Raw genomic sequence first — 1,336 nt, forward strand, 5'->3', positions numbered from 1 at the left:
GCTTCACCCGCATCGGGCGCTCGGATATCGTTCACCCCGCGAGTTCATCGCGGCCCAAGCAGCACCGTGAGAAATGTCCGGGCTTTTGGGGGCTACAACAAAAGCGGCCGTTTTCGTTTCTGCTTATGTGCAAGCGATAGTGAGGCCAGCGCGTTTGCTGGGAGGCCTCGTAGCCGAGTGGTCTCAGGTTGATCGGCAACAAAAAAGGGCCGGAAATTCCGGCCCCCTGACGCAATCTGATCTCGCTCAATTCAGGTGGATGACCCTGGCCCCGGAAGCCTGCGAGTAGCTCTGTGTCGGCTGCGGCGCCGGATAGTAGCTTGTCGGCGAGGCAGCCTGTGCGGAGCCTCCAAACCAGCCGCCGGCGGCAGAAGCAGAGCTCGAAGAGTTCTTTTTGCCGAAGCCGAAGATGGCGCCCACGACCTCACATGATTCCTGAAGGCCTCGCTTGAGGTCGATCCTGCGCGGGTCGATGCAGTGAGCCACGGTGGTCATGTTGACCTTCATGGTCTTGATGTCGAACGAACCGCGCTCATCGCACGACGCGCCGAGTGCCATCAGCCCGACGAAGGTGGTCATGCAAAGACGCCCGATCATGTGATCTCCGGCAGGGAAGGGGCGAATATGCCCGCTGGCAATGTAGAGCCCGGGCATTCGCCTGTCTAACGAGAGAAGCGCCATGCGCGGTTTTTCGCGTGGTTTTTCGTCACTTTTTGGTCGTCGCCTAGAAGGACGGCTCGCCGCTCGAGGCGGCGTCGGCCGCCACCGGAGGAATAGCATCCAGTCGATCGGCCTGCCGTTTCGGGACGGCCACGATGTGCGTCACCACAAGGCGGATACCTGATGATGGTTTCGGCGATTGTGCGCCGTTGAAGTGCGTCGAAGAGAGATTGCCTTTGATCAGCACCAGGTCACCGATCGCGACGAATTGGGTGACGTACTCCCTCAGCCCCGGGTCTTCGACTGAGAGGCCGAAAACGGCGGTCCCAGCCGCCTTCCAGGTGCTAGGTGCCTCGCCTGACGATGTCCGGTTGGACACCGCCACGGTCAGCTTTACCACCGTTTGAAGGGGCTGCATGTGAGCCACGCGACCGTTGATTTCGAAGCTGGCGGACTGAAACCTGCTCATGGCCGTGAATCCCGAAGCTCTCTTGTCGCGCTCATAATTGGGGAAGCTCGATGTCGAGCGGCTGTCGATCCACGGTCGGGCCGGGCTCCTCCTCGGTGCTTTTGGACTCTGGTGTCAGGCGCCACGACAAACTGCCCCCCTGACGCCATGAGGAACTGACCCCTCTGGAGAGGAGGTCGGCATGGAAGAGCAAGAGGTTCAGAGTTC

Annotated in this window: 2 protein-coding genes; both read right to left on the reverse strand. The window is 60.8% G+C overall.

Translation table 11 applies throughout. The features are described 5' to 3' along the window. Nucleotides 1-246: 246 nt before the first annotated feature. Nucleotides 247-579 carry a hypothetical protein gene (locus ACFPN9_RS26330; RefSeq protein ID WP_377817912.1) on the reverse strand — a complete coding sequence of 111 codons (333 nt, stop codon included), beginning with the start codon at nucleotides 577-579 and terminating at the stop codon, nucleotides 247-249. 145 nt (nucleotides 580-724) lie between these two features. After that, nucleotides 725-1,129: a hypothetical protein gene (locus ACFPN9_RS26335; RefSeq protein WP_377817913.1), complete on the reverse strand. Its 405-nt coding sequence runs from the start codon at nucleotides 1,127-1,129 to the stop codon at nucleotides 725-727. Between the last annotated feature and the right edge of the window lie 207 nt (nucleotides 1,130-1,336).

This window comes from Allobosea massiliensis, from assembly GCF_042655245.1.
In the GTDB taxonomy this organism is placed as follows: domain Bacteria; phylum Pseudomonadota; class Alphaproteobacteria; order Rhizobiales; family Beijerinckiaceae; genus Allobosea; species Allobosea massiliensis.

Excerpts from the sequence above, each read along its gene's own strand:
- ACFPN9_RS26330 (WP_377817912.1), bottom strand. The coding sequence starts at position 579 with ATGACCACCTTCGTCGGGCTGATGGCACTCGGCGCGTCGTGCGATGAG.
- ACFPN9_RS26335 (WP_377817913.1), bottom strand. The coding sequence starts at position 1,129 with ATGAGCAGGTTTCAGTCCGCCAGCTTCGAAATCAACGGTCGCGTGGCT.